The 19,815-nt window shown below is 33.3% G+C and carries 18 protein-coding genes; 4 read left to right on the top strand and 14 right to left on the bottom strand.

Annotation, left to right across the window (positions count from 1 at the left end; all coding sequences use genetic code 11):
• Positions 1 to 160 precede the first annotated feature (160 nt).
• The 3 genes from H5J24_RS07920 to H5J24_RS07910 are packed head-to-tail and all read left to right on the top strand — an operon-like array spanning position 161 to position 736.
• Positions 161 to 367, top strand: coding sequence for a bacteriocin (locus H5J24_RS07920; protein ID WP_141395695.1), 207 nt, complete (start codon positions 161 to 163; stop codon positions 365 to 367).
• Between the two features lie 16 nt (positions 368 to 383).
• Entirely contained in the window at positions 384 to 539 is a 156-nt protein-coding gene (locus tag H5J24_RS07915; protein ID WP_141395696.1) for a bacteriocin, read from the top strand.
• A 35-nt stretch (positions 540 to 574) separates the two neighbouring features.
• Positions 575 to 736 (top strand): ComC/BlpC family leader-containing pheromone/bacteriocin, encoded by a 162-nt coding sequence (locus H5J24_RS07910; RefSeq protein WP_141395697.1) that lies wholly within the window; start codon positions 575 to 577, stop codon positions 734 to 736.
• 334 nt (positions 737 to 1,070) lie between these two features.
• Here H5J24_RS07910 and H5J24_RS07905 read toward each other — a convergent pair whose 3' ends face one another.
• The 7 genes from H5J24_RS07905 to H5J24_RS07875 form a co-directional block, all read right to left on the bottom strand.
• Positions 1,071 to 2,144, bottom strand: a complete 1,074-nt coding sequence (locus tag H5J24_RS07905; RefSeq protein WP_068943639.1) for a hypothetical protein — start codon at positions 2,142 to 2,144, stop codon at positions 1,071 to 1,073.
• A gap of 88 nt (positions 2,145 to 2,232) precedes the next feature.
• Positions 2,233 to 3,324 carry a redox-regulated ATPase YchF gene (gene ychF, locus H5J24_RS07900; protein ID WP_068943640.1) on the bottom strand — a complete coding sequence of 364 codons (1,092 nt, stop codon included), beginning with the start codon at positions 3,322 to 3,324 and terminating at the stop codon, positions 2,233 to 2,235.
• Positions 3,325 to 3,512: 188 nt separating this feature from the next.
• Positions 3,513 to 4,064 carry a ferritin gene (locus H5J24_RS07895; protein ID WP_068943641.1) on the bottom strand — a complete coding sequence of 184 codons (552 nt, stop codon included), beginning with the start codon at positions 4,062 to 4,064 and terminating at the stop codon, positions 3,513 to 3,515.
• Between the two features lie 536 nt (positions 4,065 to 4,600).
• A complete protein-coding gene (locus H5J24_RS07890; protein WP_068943643.1) occupies positions 4,601 to 6,211 on the bottom strand; it encodes a glycoside hydrolase family 10-like protein in 1,611 nt (536 codons plus the stop codon).
• Positions 6,212 to 6,350: 139 nt separating this feature from the next.
• Complete coding sequence (typA, locus tag H5J24_RS07885) at positions 6,351 to 8,156, bottom strand: translational GTPase TypA (RefSeq protein ID WP_068943644.1); 1,806 nt, start codon at positions 8,154 to 8,156, stop codon at positions 6,351 to 6,353.
• 134 nt (positions 8,157 to 8,290) lie between these two features.
• Entirely contained in the window at positions 8,291 to 8,497 is a 207-nt protein-coding gene (locus H5J24_RS07880) for a bacteriocin-like protein (protein ID WP_068943645.1), read from the bottom strand.
• A gap of 86 nt (positions 8,498 to 8,583) precedes the next feature.
• Positions 8,584 to 8,835, bottom strand: a complete 252-nt coding sequence (locus tag H5J24_RS07875; RefSeq protein WP_068943646.1) for a DUF1294 domain-containing protein — start codon at positions 8,833 to 8,835, stop codon at positions 8,584 to 8,586.
• A gap of 135 nt (positions 8,836 to 8,970) precedes the next feature.
• On the opposite strand from H5J24_RS07875, the gene H5J24_RS07870 reads away from it, so the two are divergent.
• Positions 8,971 to 9,321 (top strand): hypothetical protein, encoded by a 351-nt coding sequence (locus tag H5J24_RS07870; RefSeq protein ID WP_068943647.1) that lies wholly within the window; start codon positions 8,971 to 8,973, stop codon positions 9,319 to 9,321.
• A 101-nt stretch (positions 9,322 to 9,422) separates the two neighbouring features.
• Here H5J24_RS07870 and H5J24_RS07865 read toward each other — a convergent pair whose 3' ends face one another.
• The 7 genes from H5J24_RS07865 to H5J24_RS25520 all read right to left on the bottom strand — a co-directional run bounded on the left by H5J24_RS07865 (position 9,423) and on the right by H5J24_RS25520 (position 19,777).
• The gene (locus H5J24_RS07865) at positions 9,423 to 10,769 is read right to left on the bottom strand and encodes a 5-methylcytosine restriction system specificity protein McrC (protein ID WP_068943648.1); all 1,347 of its coding nucleotides are present in this window, start codon (positions 10,767 to 10,769) and stop codon (positions 9,423 to 9,425) included.
• Complete coding sequence (locus H5J24_RS07860; protein ID WP_068943649.1) at positions 10,756 to 12,849, bottom strand: McrB family protein; 2,094 nt, start codon at positions 12,847 to 12,849, stop codon at positions 10,756 to 10,758. Before H5J24_RS07860 ends, H5J24_RS07865 begins: the two co-directional genes overlap by 14 nt.
• Before the next feature lie 21 nt (positions 12,850 to 12,870).
• A complete protein-coding gene (locus tag H5J24_RS07855) occupies positions 12,871 to 15,996 on the bottom strand; it encodes a type I restriction endonuclease subunit R (protein ID WP_068943650.1) in 3,126 nt (1,041 codons plus the stop codon).
• A gap of 126 nt (positions 15,997 to 16,122) precedes the next feature.
• Positions 16,123 to 17,031, bottom strand: a complete 909-nt coding sequence (locus H5J24_RS07850; RefSeq protein WP_068943651.1) for a PIN domain-containing protein — start codon at positions 17,029 to 17,031, stop codon at positions 16,123 to 16,125.
• A complete protein-coding gene (locus H5J24_RS07845) occupies positions 17,024 to 18,271 on the bottom strand; it encodes a restriction endonuclease subunit S (RefSeq protein WP_068943652.1) in 1,248 nt (415 codons plus the stop codon). The genes H5J24_RS07850 and H5J24_RS07845 overlap by 8 nt, the downstream gene beginning before the upstream one ends.
• Positions 18,268 to 18,957, bottom strand: a complete 690-nt coding sequence (locus tag H5J24_RS25525) for an N-6 DNA methylase (RefSeq protein WP_283250768.1) — start codon at positions 18,955 to 18,957, stop codon at positions 18,268 to 18,270. The genes H5J24_RS07845 and H5J24_RS25525 overlap by 4 nt, the downstream gene beginning before the upstream one ends.
• Positions 18,929 to 19,777, bottom strand: coding sequence for a class I SAM-dependent DNA methyltransferase (locus tag H5J24_RS25520; protein WP_283250767.1), 849 nt, complete (start codon positions 19,775 to 19,777; stop codon positions 18,929 to 18,931). The genes H5J24_RS25525 and H5J24_RS25520 overlap by 29 nt, the downstream gene beginning before the upstream one ends.
• Positions 19,778 to 19,815: the final 38 nt, after the last annotated feature.

Here is a 19,815-nt window from a genome sequence, read left to right as displayed (position 1 = left end):
GTGTTGAAAGGTTCACCTTATGGGAGAGATTCAATATCGCCTCAAATTATTAATTTACCTGCATTCAATCAAATTATTTATCATTTTTTCCATAAAAAGTGATTTATATTGAATTATTTTTACTACATTCGCTATAACTAACTCACTAAAAATCAAACTAATGAAAAATCAAATTTCACAGTTCAGTAGAAAACTTAACAAAAAAGAGCTAAAATCCATTACTGGTGGATTACTAAACTGCATGGAACCGGTACTTTGCCCAATTCCATATGAGCCATGTGAATCTCCATATCCTAATGGCTGTACCATTATTTCTCCTGTATGCGGACAAAAAGAATGCAGACCAGCCCCTATCACTATAGAATAACCACAAAACTAAGACTATGAATAAAGGAAAAAAACTAAACAAAAAAGAGCTGAAAACCATAAAAGGTGGATTACAAATGTGTCTTGATCCTGAAACAAGACGCTGTATAGATACCGGAATCCGATGTGCGGAAAGAGAGTGCAGATATGTACCTGAACCTCCATTTGACTAATACCCAAAATCATTTCATTTAAAAAATAAGAAATTATGAAAAATCAAAACTTAAACAACGGAAAAAAACTAAATAATAAAGAACTAAAAAGCATTACCGGCGGATTAAGACAATGTATAGATCCTATGACCGGCCAATGCAGAGCTTTTGGGTTTGGATGTGCTGAATTGCAGTGCAGACCTGTGCTAGAGCCATAGGCAACAGGCAATGAAGGAACCTTTTTCTATTTACATATCCTCCGTTCGAATAACAATGGTACGCCCATTTTTAAAATAGAGAAATTATGAAAAATCAAAACCTAAATAACGGCAAAAAGCTGAACAAAAAAGAATTACGATCGATCAAAGGCGGATTACTGCAGTGTATTGATCCGGCCACAGGTTTCTGTACAACTATTGGCCCAAAATGCTTCGAAAGAAGATGTCAAATCATCATTCATCCGCCCTTAGACTAAACATATACTTTATGTTATTTTTATAATTTGAGCACTTTCATTTTTTTGAAAGTGCTTTTTCTTATAAACAACTCATTTTAGACTACTGTTGATCCTATCATTTTCAGAATCCATTTACCATCTTTAAATTCTACGGAGTAATCATTTGAGTAACTGCTTCCCCATGTATCAATATAATAATAGTCAGGAATTTTAGGATCTCGCTTCAGCTTAGATACACCATGGTCTACAACATCAGTCACTCTTGTATAATAGGTTTGTTTTTCTTCATTTTCAGGTAAAAACAGGACTCTGAGAGAAGGGTTAATCTGATGGAAATAATCACAGTCACTTGTGAAAACCTCAAATGAATAATGTAAGCTCTTAAAATTTTCAATTCCGGAATATTGAGGTAACAGCATTTCGTATAACTGAGTAAATTTATTGTTCTCAGACCGGAACATAGGGTTCAGATCATTAAAATCATCAACTCCGTCACCATCTGTATCTTTATTATTTTCATTCAATCCAAAACTTTTCTCGAAAATATCATTATACCCATCATTATCCGAATCTTTAAACAAATCCTTCAAGTTAATTTTAAATAATTTACCATCTTCCATCGCAGAATAATCGTCATAGCCTGGTAGCCCGGCAACCTTGATAATCTTTACAAGGCTTCCTTCTAACTGAAGAAATCCGTCTTTAATAATTGGTTTTTCCTGAATTTTATTGATATAATAATGACTAAAACTTATGCCTAAAAAATAAGCAGAAGGCTTATTATCCTGAATTTTCAATAACCAATATCCTAAATTATTATGACCTAAAGCGTATGTTATATTCCCCACTTCCTGCCGGATGGAAAATCCAAACTCATCATGAAATTTTTCCTGGAATATTTTAAATTCTTCTTTGTGGGCTTTCCATATTTCCTCATTATCCCAAAACCGATCAGATTCTATGCTGTCTTTTTTAAAATTTCTGTATTGGGCAAGATTTACAATTTCAAGATATTCTGGTTTGTGTTTAAGAATTTGTGCTACAGTATAAGGATTATCTTCTTTATACTCATATTTTGTATTGTCTTTCGCATTGATAAAACATCGATCTTCAATATTTTTGGTACAGGATACTAATAAAGTAAATAGGAACAAGCCAATATATTTCATGTTAAAAAGTTTTCAACATCAATGCAAAAAACGCTCCCAAATTATATTATGGAAGCGCTTTTTTATAAACTAACTTTAATATTTTTTCTTATACATTGAATCTAAAGTGCATGATGTCACCATCCTGAACGATATATTCTTTACCTTCTACTGAAAGTTTTCCGGCTTCTTTTACTTTTACTTCTGAACCGTACGTCATGTAATCATTATACTTGATTACTTCTGCACGGATGAATCCTTTTTCAAAGTCTGTGTGGATTACTCCGGCAGCCTGAGGAGCTGTCCATCCCTGTCCGATAGTCCATGCTCTTACTTCTTTTACTCCGGCAGTAAAGTAAGTCTGAAGTTTTAAAAGGTCATATGCCTTTCTGATCAAACGGTTTACTCCCGGTTCTGTAAGACCTAGCTCATCAAGGAAAATTTCTCTTTCTTCGAAAGTTTCCAATTCGTTGATATCAGCTTCGATCTGAGCAGCTAATACTACTACTTCAGCACCTTCATTTTTAGCCATCTCTTCGATCTTAGCAATCCATTCGTTTCCGTTTTTGATAGAGTTTTCATCTACGTTGCAAACGTAAAGAACCGGTTTGTTGGTCAAAAGCTGAACATCAGCTATGATTGACTTTGTAAAGTCATCCATTGCAAATTCTCTTGCATTTTTCCCGTCTTCAAGGAATTTCTGTAAATTTTGAAGCGTTTCGTAAGTAAGGATATCTTCTTTCTTACCGGATTTGATGAATTTTTTAGCTTTTTCTACTGCTTTCCCTACTGTTTCAAGGTCTTTCAATTGAAGCTCAATATCAATAATTTCTTTATCTCTTAACGGATCTACTGAACCTTCTACGTGAACGATATTTCCGTTATCAAAACATCTTAAAACATGAATGATCGCCTCACACTCACGAATATTTGCCAGGAACTGATTCCCCAATCCTTCTCCTTTGCTGGCACCTTTTACAAGACCTGCAATATCAACGATCTCAACTACAGCTGGTAAAACTCTCTCAGGTTTTACGATTTTCTCCAATTCAAATAATCTCTGATCCGGCACTGAAACGGTTCCCAGGTTCGGTTCAATAGTACAGAAAGGATAGTTTGCTGATTGAGCTTTTGCGTTGCTCAGACAGTTAAAAAGTGTTGATTTACCTACATTCGGCAGGCCTACAATTCCACATTTCATATTGTAAAATTCAAAGTTTAAGGTTTAGGTTTGAAAGTTTGTGGTTTAAGATTCAAAATTTTTCATTCTGATTCCCGATTCCTAAACTTTCAGCGTGCAAAGATAGTGAATTTTAAGAGAGTTTCATAATAAAAAAATCTGCCAGCATTCTGGCAGATTTTCAAACAGTTTCGCTTCATGGATGATTTTTATGGATTATCTCCTGTGGCGTTCTGAGCCAGAGGAACATCATTCGGAGCTTCCTGTAAAGTTTTATCTAAAGTAAATAAAGATTCGTCTGTGGCTCTGTCACCACCTGCAATTTTCAATTTATCAATCAGATTCTGAGCTAATGTTTCTTCTTCAATCTGTTCCTGAACAAACCATTGCATAAAATTCCACGTAGCCCAGTCTTTTTCAGCCATGGAAAGGTCTACAATTTTATAAATAGCCGTTGTATTGTCTACCTCATGTTTGAAAACACCTTCAAAGCAGGCTGTAAGGTTTTCAGGATCAGCTGGAGGTGCCGGAATGGAATCTACTTTAGGCTTTCCTCCTCTGTTTAAAATGTATTCCATAAATTTAATCGAATGGTTTCTTTCTTCCTGCGCATGACGGTAGAGAAAATTGGCAATTCCCTGATAGCCTTTATCATCGGCCCAAATTCCATACGATAGAAAAACGTGTGATGCATGAATCTCCTTGTTCATCTGATCACTAAGTGCTTTTTCCACTTTTGCGGAAAGTCTTTTAGTATTCATAAATGTTATATTTTGGTGATTATGGAACTGATCATGCAAAAATGATTCCGCGAAGGTTTCTATTTTACTTAAAAGCAGTTCAATTCAATATGTATCATACTGATTTTATTTATTTTAAGATAATAATTTATAGTAATTCTAAAATAAAACGGTATGGAAAACTTGGTGGAACTTTAGTTTTATTAATACTTTAGTCATTTGAAATAACAATCTTTGTATATAGGAAGTTTACTTAAGTTTTGAAAATATTTGATTTTCATTCGTTGTATTTTTATAAGTTAAAGGATAAGATATGGTTTGTTGAGTGTTATTTTTAATTTAAACGCAAAGCTCACAAAGGTTTTTAATATAGAAGTGGCTTATACGTTCGCAGAGACGTTAACACTTAGCAGAGAACAGTGCATTCTTACTTAAAAACTGATTTATTTTCCCTTCGTCAGAATTCAAATAATAGAATAAAAAAGGGTTCAACTTTTCGTTAAACCCTCTTATATGTTAAAAAAGTTTAATGGTCATTTAATACCATCTTTGTTTTTTTATTTGATTTTTTTTGCCATATAATCACTTTCATTTCCCAGTCTATCGATGGCTTTGATTGCAACTCCGTTCAGCTTTTTACCATTTTTGAATTTTGGAATATCTTTGAAAAGGGTATCCAAGGGTAAAATCTCTGTTTGCCATACCCCGTCATACTGACTGAAAAGTACCCATTGAAACACTTCTGAAGCATTTTTTGTACTCCACCTTGTCTGGGCAAAGCTTCCGTTATCTGTAATAAATAAGGTTGGGGTTTGTAATGGAATGGTTTTGATCCATGGAGATTTCGGAACTAATGCTTTTTCACTGTAAGGACCGTTTTTCAAGGTGGGAAGCATTCCCGGATTCTTAGTAAGACCGGCAATACTCCAGTGAATTTCACCGGCATCATTCTTCAGGATCTTTCTGGAAATTTCAATTTGGTTTCTGATTTCTGTTGGACGATCATACGTTTTAATCTCAACCGTATTTAAGCCTGGCCATAAGTGGCGTTTCATGGTATTTTCTGACTGCCACCAGTTTAGCAAAGCTTCAAATCCCTGTCCTTTTGAATCAATTGGCCAGTATAATTGTGGAGAGAAATAATCTACCCAACCCTTGTTTAGCCATAATTTAGCATCAGCATACAGCTCATCAAACTGAGATGATCCTACAATTCCTGCAGGATATCCAGGTTTCCAAATCCCAAATGGACTGATTCCAAACCTTACATTATTTTTTTCTGCATGAATTTCTTTATAGATACGTTCTACAAATTTGTTTACGTTATCTCTTCTCCAGTCTGCTCTTGACAGAGTTCCGCCACTGTTTTGATAGGCACTCCAGGTCGCATAATCCGGGAAATCTGCTCCTTTGTTGTAAGTAGCGTACGGATAGAAGTAATCATCAAAGTGAATGGCATCAATGTCATATCTTTTTACGATATCCTTTACTACGTTGGATACGTGATCCTGTGTTTTTGGGTTAGCCGGATCAAACCAGTACATCCCATTTTTTAACCTTACCACAATGTCAGACATTCTGTTGGCCATTGACATTTTATTAACATTACCTCCATTGGTGTGGTGGGCACGGTAAGGATTCAACCAAACGTGTAATTCCAATCCTCTTTTGTGGGCTTCTTCAATCCAGAATAATAACGGATCATAGCTGGGATAAGGAGCTGTTCCTGTTTCTCCGGTTAAAAAGTAAGACCAAGGTTCGATATTACTTGTATATAGCGCATCTGCAGAAGGTCTGATCTGAAAAATAGCTGCATTGAAATTATTATCTTTCAGCATATCCAGCATACTGATGGCTTCTGCTTTCTGCTGTTCTACGGTCAGGTTGTTTTTTGATGGCCAGTTGATATTCGCTACACTGGCAATCCATGCCCCGCGGAATTCTCTTTTGATCTCCGGAAGGTTGGTTCTGAATGTTTCTTCCGTTGATGTTCCTGTTGTAGGTTTTACTGCTACAGGAGGTTTTGGCTGGGTGGTAGTAGTGGTATTAGGTTTTGTTGTATTTCTAACAGGCGGAGTCTTTGTTACATTGTTCTGAGTAGAACATGAGGTGCTGTAAGACGCTAGAACTCCCATTAAAACGATAAGTTTTAGTTTACTCATTTTCATAGCCGCAAAACTACTTTAAATTAAATTTTAATACTTTGGATATTGTTGTGAAAAAATAAACATTTTTTCCTATTCTTTAGAAAAAAAGCCTCGAAAAATTCGAGGCTTTTCTATATGATATGATTGTAAATCGAAATGATTACGCTTTCGCTGATCTTTCAACTCTTTTTCTTTCTTCTTCAGAAAGGATTTTCTTTCTCATTCTGATAAAGTTTGGAGTTACCTCGATCGCTTCGTCAGCCTGGATATATTCCATACATTCTTCAAGAGAGAATAAGATTTTTGGTGCAACCCCTGTATCTTTATCTTTTCCAGAAGCTCTCATGTTGTTCAACTGTTTTGCTTCTACGATGTTTACTACAAGATCTCCAGGTTTGTTTTGCTCTCCAATGATCATCCCTGTGTAGATTTCCTCACCCGGATCAACGAAGAACTTACCTCTATCCTGTAGTTTAGCGATAGAATATTCTGTAGCAGGACCTGTAGTTTTGCTAATCAATACCCCATTGTTTCTTCCCGGAATAGCTCCTTTGAAAGGCTTATATTCTGTGAAACGGTGAGCCATGATAGCTTCCCCAGCAGTAGCAGTCAGCATTTGAGAACGAAGTCCGATCAAACCTCTTGAAGGAATCTCAAATTCCATGTGCTGCATTTCTCCTTTAGTTTCCATAATGTGAAGGTCACCTTTTCTCTGAGTAGCTAAATCGATAACTCTTGATGCGTATTCTTCAGGAACGTCAACTACTAAAGATTCGTAAGGCTCACAGCTAACTCCGTCAATTTCTCTTAGGATAACCTGTGGCTGACCGATGGTCATTTCATATCCTTCTCTTCTCATGGTTTCAATTAAAACTGATAAGTGAAGAATACCTCTACCGAATACTAAGAACGTATTAGCATCATCAGTTTGTTGAACTCTTAATGCTAAGTTTTTCTCTAATTCTTTAGTTAATCTTTCTTTAAGGTGGTTAGAAGTAACATATTTACCATCTTTACCGAAGAAAGGTGAATTGTTGATAGAGAACGTCATGTTCAATGTAGGCTCATCAATTGCAGTTCTTTCCAATGGTTCAGGATTTTCAAGATCTACGAAAGAGTCACCGATCTGGAATGCATCAAAACCTACTACAGCACAGATATCTCCAGCTTGAACTTCAGTTACTTTTTTCTTTCCTAATCCTTCGAAAACGTAAAGCTCTTTTACTTTACCTTTCAACACTTTTCCATCTGCCTGAGCAAGACCAATCCATTGAGATTCTTTGATCTCTCCTCTTGTTACTTTTCCGATCGCAATTCTTCCTAAGAAAGAAGAAAAATCAAGAGAAGTAATCTGCATCTGAAGGTTCCCTTCAGTTACTTTTGGAGCTGGTACGTGTTCTAAGATACCATCTAATAGTGGTAAAATATCTTCAGTCTGCTCTAATGAAGTGTTGAACCAACCTTGCTTAGAAGAACCGTAGAAAGTTGGGAAATCTAATTGCTCTTCAGTAGCTTCAAGGTTGAAGAATAAATCAAATACCTGATCGTGAACTTCGTCCGGACGGCAGTTTGGTTTATCAACTTTATTGATAACCACTAATGGTCTCAATCCTAATTCTAAAGCTTTCTGAAGTACGAATCTTGTTTGTGGCATTGGTCCTTCGAACGCATCCACCAACAGGATAACTCCGTCAGCCATTTTCAATACTCTCTCTACTTCTCCACCGAAATCCGCGTGACCAGGAGTATCAATTACGTTAATTTTAGTGTCTTTATAAGTAACAGAAATATTCTTGGATAAGATGGTGATCCCTCTTTCTCTTTCAAGGTCATTGTTATCCATAATTAATTCTCCACTCTCCTGATTTTCTCTGAAAATGTTGGTTGCGTGGATGATTTTGTCAACCAAAGTCGTCTTCCCGTGGTCAACGTGTGCGATAATCGCAATATTTCTAATGTTTTGCATATAGGATTTTTACGAGTGCAAAAATAGTGATTTTTAATGAAAAACAATTTTATTGGATAAATAATTAACATTCTGTTTAAAATACACGTTTACAGGGGTATAAAAAAGAGTGTTGAAAAAACACTCTTAAACGGTTATGGACATAAAGACGAATCACATGGATCAACTGCCGGTGCATCGCCACATATAATAGCAAAATCACCACAATTACTGGAATCTCCTGTAGGCCATCCCCATCTTAGTGCACAAGTATCGGGATCCTTACATCTTACCATTCCTTTTGCAATTCCTCCTGTGAGTGTTTTCATTTCACTTCTTGTCATTTTTCTTACATTTTTCATAGTTATAAAGTTTTTGATTGTTGAATGATAAATGTAAGAAAAAACCGGATTCAAAAAATATTTTTTTTGAAACTAAGCATTATCAATCAATGCCTTATCAACCTGTACAACAAGACAACATCAATTAAAACTACGATGAAAAATTTCACCAGAAAAGATTTTTTGGAAACTTTATGATGAAAGATAACCATTCCTGAAGCTGCACCAATAATTCCAATCAATGAAAGAACTAAAAGAGTATTCTCGGAAATCCGCCATTGATGTCTTTTGGCCTGCAGTTTATCAAATCCAAAAACTCCAAAGGTAATAAGGTTAACGATCAACAGAAAAGGAATCATTCTACAATTAATTTGTCGCAAAAGTAAAATTTAATTTATAGATGAAAAAAATTTAGCAAGAAATCTATACCTATTTATATGTAATGCTTGTTAACTGAAGATTTTTTAAATTTGCCACCCATAAAAAATGAATCAATGACAGTATATGATTTAGCAGGAACTTATTCTATCAAAGGAAGGAATCAGGAAGCCTCTGACCAGTTTTCTTATCAGGGTACCTTAATTTTATCTGTTAATGAAAATGCCCGCATTATTGCCCAATGGATGATTGGCGACCATATACAGAATGGGACAGGCTTTTATAAGGACAACATATTAGTGCTTAACTTTAACTATGAGGGTGATGATCAGCAAATTTATAAAGGTGTGGCCGTGTACCGTTGTTTAAGTAAAGATGTATTGGATGGTTTTTGGTCTGAAAAGCATGGGAATCCTTTGTATCTGGGGAGTGAATATTGTGTGAGAATTGAGAACCCATTTTTTTGAATTGATGGTTGAAGGTTTTATGGTTATTAGAATCGTAATGGATTAATCTATATAACAAAAACTTCTGAGAATGGTTCTCAGGAGTTTGGTTGTAAAAATTCTCAAAAAGTTTTCATTGATACTTCCTGCATAAACATTTTTTTATAAGCTTTTACTTCTCTAACTGATGTTTCAGATTTTAGAATGCTAATTAAATTATTATTCTCGACTGAATCTTCTGTTTGAATTAGCTCTTCAAAAGTTTGCGCTTCATCCAATTCTTTGGGATAAACAAAATAAACAGGAATAATCTGGTCTTCATTAATACCTAACTCTTCATAAACCTTATTTAATCTTGAATATCCTGCCAATTGTCTTGCATCTTCCTTAGTAGGGTTGCCATTTTTGTAACGTGGTTTATATTTTGCATCTACTACTGCTTTGAAATCCTTAGTATTTATGATAAAATCTAACTCCTGGTAGTGTATTTTTTCATGATACTTTACTTCTCCTTCACCACAAAATTTTTCTCTCAGCTTTTTGAAAGTATATAGTTCAAATAGCTTACTCATATCAAGCCAATGGGGTGGATATTTTTTAATATTAGAAATCCTTGTGTCATAGTTCAGGTCCATCATCTTCAAAATCTGATTTCCCAAATTAAATGCTATATTATAAGCCTTATAAAAAGAATTTCTTTCTTTGCCTTCAAATGATTTGAATTTGTTATCAGATACATGTTGAAACGCAGCATTATTATAATTTAATAATTCTAAAAGCTGGCTTTTAAATATCGGATCAAAATTTCCTATAAATGAGTAGATAATTTGTGATACATATTTTAGAAACTGATTTTCAAAAGTATCAAAACCAAACTCCTGATAGGTGCATACGGTATTAGTTAATCTCTGTTTAAAAACATTTTGCTTTAGCTGCTGATTAACTAATATCTTACCTTTAATTCTACTTCTTAAATTTTCTGTCTTTGGATAATAAGATTTTTTCAGTCCTTTTTTAACAATTTGCTTTACAATCATTAAGAACTGTACAATTAAAAAAGGAGTTAATTCAACTTCATACTCTGCTGGAACCTCAATCCATTCTGCGTCATAATCAACCTCCATCAACCCACCTAAATGATTAAAGTTTTCTGAATCATGTAGTGCCTCTATTAACATACCTAGAAAATCAAGTCTTTTGAGCTTATTATTCAACTTTGGTTCTATCAATACAGGAAGTTTCCACTCATTAATATATTGTAAACCTATATAATAAGATGTTTCTAACTTTAAAGTTCTAATCTTCTCTGAATCAGCCTTTGAATCAATCTTTAAACAAACAGCTTGATTCTGTTTAAAATAAAGCGGCTTAGGAATTATTAAATCATCTTCCCAGGCATAACTCTTCCGGAGATAATCCAAATGACATCCACTGTAATAAAAATGATTATGCTCCTTAAGAACTAGCATAAGTAGCTTTTAAATCATTGATTTTTGATAATGCACTTTGATTAAGTACACCGTCTTTAAGGTACTCATTAAGCAAAGGAATAACCTCGTACTTCATTTTCATATCAAATATCTCTTTTGCTTCAACAGCATTCCTAGCTTCCCTTTTCTTTGCAATAAAATAACTGTGTCCGATCTGAACATCTTTTATTTCAAATTCACTATTAACATTAGCATTAATGAAAATACTAGCAACCTTTTCAAAATCAGTAGTATTAAAATAAATTTCATTTGTTTCTTTCAATGCTTGGGGTAAAACATCTACAAATGCAAATCTTCTTCTAATCGCATAGTCTATATGACCTACACTTCTATCTGCAGTGTTCATTGTTCCGATGATATAAAGGTTTGGAGGAAGAATAAATTTATTTTTTAACAATGAATCTTCAACTGTATAAATACTTTCTATCTCCTGACCTCTATACTCCAAAGCATAAATAAGCTCCCCTAAAACAGAGGATAGGTTAGATCTATTAATTTCGTCAATTATTAATACATAATCCTTTGCTTCAATAATTGATGGTGAAACTTCTTCATAATTTTCCGTTATTGAAGTTTTAAAGTCTGAAAATATTTTGTAATAATATCCGTAATGCTGTTTAGCAGATCCTGTAATATTTGACAAAGCTCTAAATTCCTTTTTATCATTAGGATTACTTAGAAAAGCTTCTTTAATATCTACAAATTTCATCCTATGCTTAGCATTTTCAAGCCAAGAATCACCCGTATAATAAAAAGCATTTTCATCAATGTCAAAAATTTTCACTTTATCGGTTAATCTATATTCTCCAGAGTTATCGATCGACGTTTGTACCAGTTCTACAAAATTATCAAACTGTTCATTTATCCAATCTCTCTTAGAAATTAGGTTATCCACACATCTTGATTTCTGATAGTTATTGAGAGCTAATTCAGCAAACGCACCTAAAACCTTGTTTACACTTTTATATTCTAGTTTATCTCCTTTCGATTCTGCGACAATTCCTCTTACAAAATCTTCGTATGTATAGCTTGGATGAAATTGAATTAGCTTGAATTGTTCACTATTTTTTAAATCTTCTATACCCAAAATATTTTTAGCAATTTCTTTAGCTTCCCTAGTTTTCCCCGTTCCGGGAGGCCCTTGTAGAATTATTTGTTTTTTATATTTCAAAAGGCTTTCTTTTTCAACCATAGTAAATATTTGTGATGTATCAGTAGTTATATTTTTTGAGTTTTCAAAAATTAATTTATAAATATCAAATTGCTTATTTTTTAAATCATAAAACATTTCAAGCAAGCAAAGTCCATGAATTTCAAATGAATTAGCTGATAAATTAATTTCAAACCTTTTCCCAAAAAAAATAAAATCTCCTTCTTTAATATTTTTAAGATCTTGAATATTGCGATGGCCAAACGAGTAATCTTTTAAGGCATCATCAATTTTAGTTTTATTGACAAAAAATGAACTTATAAAAGGCGAAACATTTTCGATAGGTGCCAAATTATTCATTGATTTTTGAGCATTAAATCCTAGGCCATAACCAATTTCATCACCATCTTTATAAATATGATATTGCAGTTCACATTCACTTCCTTTATTTATTGTCCAATAGTCGTCTCTAACAGGTCCAAAAATTTCACTAGAAGAAGATATTCTAGTGTTACCATTAAGATTTATCCTTTGTTTTTGAAAATTGCCTATAAAGCTTTTACCAAATAACTCGTGTAATCTGTTTATAAGATCCTGTAAATTACTGAAAACTATCTGTTTGTTATAATCAAAAAATAATGCATAGTGCTTATTAAGTATAGATTGTGGAACATCAGATCCCTTTTCTAATGAATAAGTATAGAAAGGTTCTTTTTTTTGAGATATTAAAGCTTTAATTTCGGACGAATTAATTTCAAATGGAGTAATATTATAGCTCTCTTTGAAAGTTTCAACTAATTCATTGAAGTTTTTATCAATATTATATTCATTGAAATACGCTTTATAACTGGGTGTATTAGGTAGTACGACTTTTAAATAGAATTCCTTGAATTCATTTAAATTATTCATAGTTTATTAGTTTTATTTTTTTTATTCCTTCGAAAAAATATCCGCAAGACTCTCACTTTGTGCAATTACCCGGTCAGCTTCCATTTTTGCTAAATCAGGAGGATAGCCATATCGCATCAATATTTTCTTTACTGTAAGCCTCAGCTGTGCTCTGACATCGTCTCTTCTGCTCCAATCTACGGTAGCATTTTTTCTAATAACATCAACGATCAAATGAATCACTTCTTTCATTTTATCATCTTGTAAGAAAGAGGTAGAATCATTTTCTTTTAAAATACTATAAAAAGCATACTCTTCTGGAGTTAAACCTAACTCATCTGATTTTAAGTCATCTAATCTCATTTCTTTGGCAATATCCGATAACTCTTTTATTACCTGCGCTGAATCAATTTGATTGTTATGATAACGCTTTACAACAGATTCCAGCATTTCCGAGAATCTTTTACCCTGAGCTATGTTTTTTGTTTTTCTAACACGCACCTCATCGCTCAGAAGCTTTTTAAGAAGTTCGAATGCCACATTTTTCTGTTGCATATTTTTTACTTCCAACAAAAAATCATCAGATAAAATACTTACAGAAGGAGCACTTATTCCGGCAGCTTCGAAAATATCTATAACTCCATCACTAGATAATGTTTCATCAATAATTTGCTTGATTGCCGTTTCTATTTCAAAATCAGATTTTATACTATTCCCAGAAAATTTATTAATTCTCGCTTTTATTGCTTGGAAAAAAGCAACATAATCTTTAATTTGATCTGCTTCTTGGCTTGGTATCGACATCACAAATAACTTAGAAAGTACATTGACTTCATTGAGAAATCTATTTTTTAAAGTTTCAGCAGATAGTATAAAATTTTGTGCCCCTAAAAGAATTTGAAGTTTTTCAGAAGTATCACTAGAAAAATAAGCTTTATAATCGTAACCATTGAACATCTGATCTATAATCTCAAACTTCTCTTCCATGCCTGCAATAGCTTCTCCAATATCAACAATTGGGCTTCCTTCTCCACCACTTTCCAAATAAATAGCCATTGCATTTCGTAAGTCTTGCCCTATACCAATATAATCTACAATCAAACCTCCAGGTTTATCTTTATACACACGGTTTACTCTGGCAATAGCCTGCATTAGATTAGCGCCCTGCATCTTCTTATCAATATACATTGTATGCATACTTGGAGCATCAAAACCCGTTAGCCACATATCTCTGACAATAACCAATTTCAATTCATCATTAGGATCTTTCATCCTGTTTGCTAATGCTTTTCTCTGGTTCTTTGTTGTATGATGAGGCTGCAATATCGCATCATCATCAGAAGAGCTTGTCATAATGACTTTTAGAGCACCTTTATCTAGATCTTTATGATGCCATTCTGGTTTTAAGGCTATAATTTCATTGTAAAGCATAGCACATATCGCACGGGTCATACAAACAACCATTGCCTTTCCTTCAAAAACGTGCTGTCTTGCTTCAAAATGTGAAACTATATCTTTCGCTACATCTTTCAATCTTTCAGGATGTCCAACTACCGCATTAATCGTTGCCAATTTTTTCTTTGCTTTTTCCAACTGTTCTTCTGTTGCATCAGAAATAGCATTGATTTCCTCATCAATTGTAGCTGCAGTATTTGCATCCAACTTTATTTTAATCAATCTGGATTCATAACTGATGGGAACAGTAGCCTTATCATCTACTGCCTGCTTAATATCATATACATCGATATACTTTCCAAAAACGGCAGGAGTAGATTTATCTTCCTTTTCAATAGGGGTTCCTGTAAATCCGATATAGGAAGCATTTGGTAAGGCATCACGTAAATATTTTGCATTGCCATAACGTATTTCGGAACCTCCTTCGGTTTCCAATTCTCTTCCGGCAAAGCCGTATTGACTGCGGTGTGCTTCATCCGCCACAACTACAATATTCGAACGTTCCGAAAGTATATCATAAACATTACCTGTTTCAGGGGAAAATTTTTGAATGGTAGTAAAAATAACGCCTCCTCCTGATACCTTTAATAATTCTTTAATATGTTCTTTGCTACCCGCCTGTACAGGAGTTTGGCGCAAAAGATCAACACAATTTCCGAATGTTCCAAATAGCTGGTCATCCAGATCATTTCTATCTGTTAAGATAACAATAGTTGGGTTTTCCATCTGAGGATGAGTAATAATCTCTGCACTATAAAAAACCATCGACAAAGATTTACCGCTTCCTTGTGTATGCCAAACGACTCCTATTTTTCGATCACCATCATTGGAATGTGTAGCTCTGAGTGTCTGTTCTACTGCTTTCTGAACAGCATAATATTGATGATAGGCTGCTACTTTTTTTATTTTGATTTGTGATATCAGACCTGTTTCAATGTTTTTAGATTCTTCTTTCTCAAAAACGGTACAGTAGCGTATCAGCTTTACCAATGTTTCTTTGTTCAGCATATACTCTACTAAAATCTGCAGCTCTGTTTTATGTTTAGTGTTATCCTGATCTTCTTTTGGAGCTCTCCATGATAAATATCTTGAGAGAGGAGCTGACACACTGGAAGCCTTTGCATCAATGCCATCAGTAATCACACATAGTGAATTATAATAAAATATACTTGGAACAGCTGTTTTGTAATTTTGTATCTGTTTAAAAGCCTTCTCAAGAGTCGCCTTTTCATTAGCTGCATTTTTCAGTTCAATAAAGACTAAAGGTAATCCATTGATAAATATAACAACATCGAAACGTTTTTCATTATTATTTTCTTTAACCACAAACTGATTAACGACCCAAAAACTGTTATTTTCAGGATGAATAGCATCTAATAAAGTAACCGGAATCCCTATAATATTTCCGTCTTTGTTATATTCTACCTCGATCCCATTGGTCAGATAATTATGAAAACGCTCATTGTTTTCCATAATATCTTCGGTTCCCAGATTAATTAATTTCTGAAAAGATTCCACTCTCGCAGATTCTGGAACACGAGGATTGAGTTTTTTTAATGATTCTTTAAAGTGATTCTCTAATATAATAGAGTTAAAATTTTCACGTTGTGGATTATTACTATTAGGTGCAATATCGGGACCGTAAAAATAAGTATATCCTTGTGAGACTAACTGTTCTATTAATGAGTTTTCTATGGTGTTTTCGTTGAGCATGGTTTATTAATTGAGTTCTGAATTTAAAAAATCTATAATTCTTTTTTCTTTAATCAAATCACTCTTTTTTTCATATAATGGACCTATAAACTCTTTAATTGCTGGTTTATGAAATATCCATCTTATTTAATTGTTTTCATAAGCCGCATTTAAAATTTTTAATATGTCATCATTATTAAAGTAGTTCGTATACCCCGTCAATTTTTCGATCATATCATCTGTTTGACTAAAGCTAGATGAATTTACTAATGTTGCAATATTAGCAATATATTCACTCCTATTGCAAGTATTCACAATTTCGCCTGAATCTGTTTCTACAGCAATATTATTTCCATTATATTCAATTAATAAAACCTTATTATCATTAATATTATTCCAGTATTCTTTAATATGTTTATTCGTAATTTCAAGTTCTAATTCTTCTTTTAACTTTTGTAAGAAATACTCATCAAAAAACTGTGTTATACTATACGTTTTAAAATCTTCATAAGATTCAATAACAATAACATTTGAATGCGCTTGAAAAGCTCTTTTTAATAGAATATCTTTAGAACAAACAAAAATATATTTATTTGGTATCTCTTGTAAATATTCTAATACCGAAAAATATATTATCGCATCTTTAAATCCTTTATCACTGTCATCATTTTCAACAAAAGGAGGCTTTTTCAATAATGCTAATTCTTTTATTTGAGGTAAAACATCATTGCTTTTTAAATCAATAGTTTCAAATTTTATGGTTTCTTCATCTATTAATTTTTGTATAAATAAGTCAACATCAAATGCTTTTGTTATATTTTCATCTATACCAATAATTCTATGAAGTGGATTAGATAAGAAATTATCTTTTTTGCTTTTTAAAATAACTTTTTTTTGTCTTTTTATTTCTTCGATAACAGTAAAAGGAATTACAATCTCAGCATCTACAGCAAATCGCTCCAACTCTTTTCTACCTCCCAAAAAAGAATTTACTTCTGTATTTCTAACCGTATTTGTATCAAAAATCACTTTCTCTTTCATGATGATTTTAGTCATTAGTTTTTTTCACTCTTATCTCACCACTCATTAATTTTGGTAATAATTCATCGCGAGTCTGAATAAGAGTCTGAACTTGTTCAATATTAAATTTTATCTTATTAAATAAGGGCTTTATCATAATATCAAAATTCATTAAAAATTCTTTGTTAGGTATTACAAAACCTATAGCTTTAATCATTGTAGAATTAATAGCAGTTACAATTGATGAAGTACTTCCAAGAGAATTAAAATCCAAATTTTGTAAATATAAATAAATATATTCTGAGCTTAATGATGAATCCGATTTAACCTTCAAATGGGCAATTGCTTCATTAGATAACATTTCTTCTGTTGTTATAACGAGCTTACCAACAGTCATTTTAAAGCTTAAAATAGTTGTATTTTTGGGAATAATAGGAATATTAAACTTTTTAATAGCTTCATCAGTCAAAAATTCTGAAGTATTAAAAATAAATGTCCCTGAATTCCCTATGTCTTTAATCGAAATCCACTTTTTACCAATTGGTGTTTTAGAAAACCACTCTTGTTCTAGTCTTGGGGGAGTTCTTCCTATAGTTATATTAAATTCCTCTCCCAAATTACCTATTCTCCATCCTTCAGGTAACTCATCATCCACTTTATATTTCCCAAACCATTCTTTAAAAATAGTTTGCGCAGTTTCTTCAAGAGTTTTATTTTGAGCTTGCAATAATTCTATTTTATCATCAAAACTAGTGAGAATCGAGGCAATAGATCTTTGTTCATCATAAGAGGGAAGCAAAATCTCAAATCTTTCTAACATAGTTTTCGTAAGAGCATTTCTTGTTGCACCTGAAGAAGCTATCATCAAAAGCTGGCTTTTACATACTGGATTAAGAATTAAATATTTAAGAAAAAAACTATCAATCTTTTTCATATCTGCTCTTAAAATAGCAACATGTTGATTAACTCTTGCAGGTAAGACTTTATCAGGGACCATACAAGCCCTAGCAACAGAATCTCCAGTTATATTTAACAAAATATCTTTACTAACAACTGTCACACCTGCTAATTTTTTTGCTTGTGAATTATCTATAAATGCAAGACCTTGATATGAAAAATTAAAATCATGAATATTTTGACTTCTAATTAAGGAAATACCATCTTTTTTATATGCTTCAGCACCACCCGTTGGTGTTGAACCACTGCCTATTTTACTACAAGCCTCACCCAGCGTGCTTTTAGTCCACCCTTCAGGAATATTTTTCACCTCACTCATAACGTAAACCCAATTTTAGCCAACTGTGCTGCAATTTCATTATTCAATTCTTCTTCCTTACCCATCTGTTGTTTAAGAGTAGTTGTCAAAATTTTCATTTTTTCTTCAAAAGGTATTCCGTCATCCTCCACATCCATAATCCCAACATAACGACCAGGCGTCAATACATATGAATGCTTTTCTATTTCTTCTAATGTTGCACTTTTACAAAAACCTTTTTTATTATCATAGTTTTCACCTTTTCTCCAATTTTGATAGGTTTTTGCAATAAGATCTACGTCTTCATTTGATAAATCACGGTGTACACGGTCTTTCATAAAGCCCATTTCACTGGCATCAATAAATAAAACCTCTTTATGATGCTGACTTTTTTCTCTGCGCATAATCCATATACAGGCAGGAATACCGGTATTGTAAAATAATTGTTTCGGTAATGCCACAATACAGTCTACCAAATCACTCTGTACAAAGTTCTTTCTGATATCACCTTCTCCGCTTGTATTAGAGCTTAGAGAACCGTTACTTAAAACTGTTGCCATCACACCGCGGGGCGCTAAGTGATACAGCATATGCTGCAACCAGCCGTAATTCGCATTTCCATTGGGAGGAACCCCATATTTCCAACGTCCGTCTTCCTGTAAGATATTTACTCCCCAATCACTTTGATTGAAAGGAGGATTCGCCAAAATAAAATCTGCTTTCAAATCTGGATGAGCATCTTTTAAAAAAAGAACCTTCACTGTTCCATGCTACAAACTTAGAATTGATGTTTCGTATGGCAAGGTTCATTTTAGAAAGTTTCCATGTAGTTTGGTTACTTTCCTGTCCATAAACCGTAATATCACTTATTCTTCCCTGATGCTCGAGAACAAACTTTTCGCTCATCACAAACATACCGCCACTTCCACTTGCCGGATCATAAACACGGCCTTTGTAAGGTTCTATCATTTCTACCATCAGCTTTACGATAGCTTTTGGAGTATAGAACTGTCCTCCTTTTTTTCCTTCTGCATTGGCAAATTCTCCAAGAAAATATTCGTAGACTCTACCAAAAAGATCTTTGGAGTTTTCATTTTCAGTTTGCAAATCTGTATTGGAAATCAGATCAATCAATTCTCCTAGTGAAGTTTTATCTAAATTGGCTTTTCCATACACCTGAGGAAGAACATTTTTAAGTTCTTTATTTTCACGCTCTATGGCTTCCATGGCTTCATCAATGGTTTTGCCAATGGTTGGTAGCTTTGCGTTGGCGTGAATATGGCTCCATCTTGCTTCTTTTGGAACAAAGAAAATATTAGCTGCAATATATTCATCTCTATCTTCAGGATCAGAATATTCATCATTTTCTAATTCATTATGCTTTTCTGTAAAGGATTCTGAAATATATTTAAGAAAGATTAATCCTAATACTACATGCTTATATTCTGCTGCATCTATATTTTTACGAAGTTTATCCGCAGCTTTAAAAAGTTTTTGTTCGAAACTACTCGTGTCCGTCTTTGCCATCTAATTTTAATAGTTTAAAATTTGACCAAATATAGTAA

Origin of the sequence: Chryseobacterium capnotolerans, assembly GCF_021278965.1 — a bacterium.
Classification (GTDB): domain Bacteria; phylum Bacteroidota; class Bacteroidia; order Flavobacteriales; family Weeksellaceae; genus Chryseobacterium; species Chryseobacterium capnotolerans.
This window is presented reverse-complemented; position numbering and strand designations above follow the sequence as displayed.

Excerpts from the sequence above, each read along its gene's own strand:
- H5J24_RS07920 (WP_141395695.1), top strand. The coding sequence starts at position 161 with ATGAAAAATCAAATTTCACAGTTCAGTAGAAAACTTAACAAAAAAGAG.
- H5J24_RS07915 (WP_141395696.1), top strand. The coding sequence starts at position 384 with ATGAATAAAGGAAAAAAACTAAACAAAAAAGAGCTGAAAACCATAAAA.
- H5J24_RS07910 (WP_141395697.1), top strand. The coding sequence starts at position 575 with ATGAAAAATCAAAACTTAAACAACGGAAAAAAACTAAATAATAAAGAA.
- H5J24_RS07905 (WP_068943639.1), bottom strand. The coding sequence starts at position 2,144 with ATGAAATATATTGGCTTGTTCCTATTTACTTTATTAGTATCCTGTACC.
- ychF (WP_068943640.1), bottom strand. The coding sequence starts at position 3,324 with ATGAAATGTGGAATTGTAGGCCTGCCGAATGTAGGTAAATCAACACTT.
- H5J24_RS07895 (WP_068943641.1), bottom strand. The coding sequence starts at position 4,064 with ATGAATACTAAAAGACTTTCCGCAAAAGTGGAAAAAGCACTTAGTGAT.
- H5J24_RS07890 (WP_068943643.1), bottom strand. The coding sequence starts at position 6,211 with ATGAAAATGAGTAAACTAAAACTTATCGTTTTAATGGGAGTTCTAGCG.
- typA (WP_068943644.1), bottom strand. The coding sequence starts at position 8,156 with ATGCAAAACATTAGAAATATTGCGATTATCGCACACGTTGACCACGGG.
- H5J24_RS07880 (WP_068943645.1), bottom strand. The coding sequence starts at position 8,497 with ATGAAAAATGTAAGAAAAATGACAAGAAGTGAAATGAAAACACTCACA.
- H5J24_RS07875 (WP_068943646.1), bottom strand. The coding sequence starts at position 8,835 with ATGATTCCTTTTCTGTTGATCGTTAACCTTATTACCTTTGGAGTTTTT.
- H5J24_RS07870 (WP_068943647.1), top strand. The coding sequence starts at position 8,971 with ATGACAGTATATGATTTAGCAGGAACTTATTCTATCAAAGGAAGGAAT.
- H5J24_RS07865 (WP_068943648.1), bottom strand. The coding sequence starts at position 10,769 with ATGCTAGTTCTTAAGGAGCATAATCATTTTTATTACAGTGGATGTCAT.
- H5J24_RS07860 (WP_068943649.1), bottom strand. The coding sequence starts at position 12,849 with ATGAATAATTTAAATGAATTCAAGGAATTCTATTTAAAAGTCGTACTA.
- H5J24_RS07855 (WP_068943650.1), bottom strand. The coding sequence starts at position 15,996 with ATGCTCAACGAAAACACCATAGAAAACTCATTAATAGAACAGTTAGTC.
- H5J24_RS07850 (WP_068943651.1), bottom strand. The coding sequence starts at position 17,031 with ATGACTAAAATCATCATGAAAGAGAAAGTGATTTTTGATACAAATACG.
- H5J24_RS07845 (WP_068943652.1), bottom strand. The coding sequence starts at position 18,271 with ATGAGTGAGGTGAAAAATATTCCTGAAGGGTGGACTAAAAGCACGCTG.
- H5J24_RS25520 (WP_283250767.1), bottom strand. The coding sequence starts at position 19,777 with ATGGCAAAGACGGACACGAGTAGTTTCGAACAAAAACTTTTTAAAGCT.